This is a genomic window from Candidatus Hydrogenedentota bacterium (assembly GCA_016791475.1).
Classification (GTDB): Bacteria; Hydrogenedentota; Hydrogenedentia; order Hydrogenedentales; family JAEUWI01; genus JAEUWI01.
Map to the genome: position 1 here is coordinate 1 of JAEUWI010000416.1, position 537 is coordinate 537.

The following is a 537-nucleotide window of genomic DNA, read 5'->3' on the forward strand; positions in this document are numbered from 1 at the left end:
TTTCAAGCCGTTGATCGCAACACAATGGCTGAGCAGGCGATTTTCGATGCGTTGATGGACATTGGCGACGATCAGTATTACTCGCTGTTTGAAGTGAACGTCGAACACACCTGCGGCCCCGCCAAAGTGCAGGTGTTTCCCGAACGCGCCGGAACGCTTTATCGCTGCCTGAGCTGCGGCGTGGCCGGTGTCATCGGCGGATAAGAACCCGGCCCGGCCATAGAAAAGAAATTTCCGAAGCCCCTGTTGACAAAACTGGGATCGGCCTCTACATTCACGCCTTCCTTTTGACGCGGGGTGGAGCAGCCTGGTAGCTCGTTGGGCTCGAAATTCCGCAGAATTGAAAATGAGCACAAAGCTCACAGGTGACATAGCTGAACAAGCAGCCGTTCTTCAAGCATTGAAGCGCGGCTGGGAAGTTCTTCAACCTATCGGAGACAGGATGCCTTATGACTTGGTCTTCGAGGTTGATGAGGTTTTCATCAAAGTTCAGGTCAAGAGTGCTTGGTTCGACAAACAACGAGGCAACTACGTTGT

General features: G+C 52.7%; 2 protein-coding genes. Both read left to right on the plus strand.

Translation table 11 applies throughout. The features are described from left to right. Positions 1-204, plus strand: a 204-nt coding sequence (locus tag JNK74_29995; protein ID MBL7650402.1) for a hypothetical protein, incomplete at its 5' end; no start/stop codon positions are given. A gap of 142 nt (positions 205-346) precedes the next feature. Next, positions 347-537: endonuclease (locus tag JNK74_30000; protein MBL7650403.1), on the plus strand; the 191-nt coding region annotated here is incomplete at its 3' end.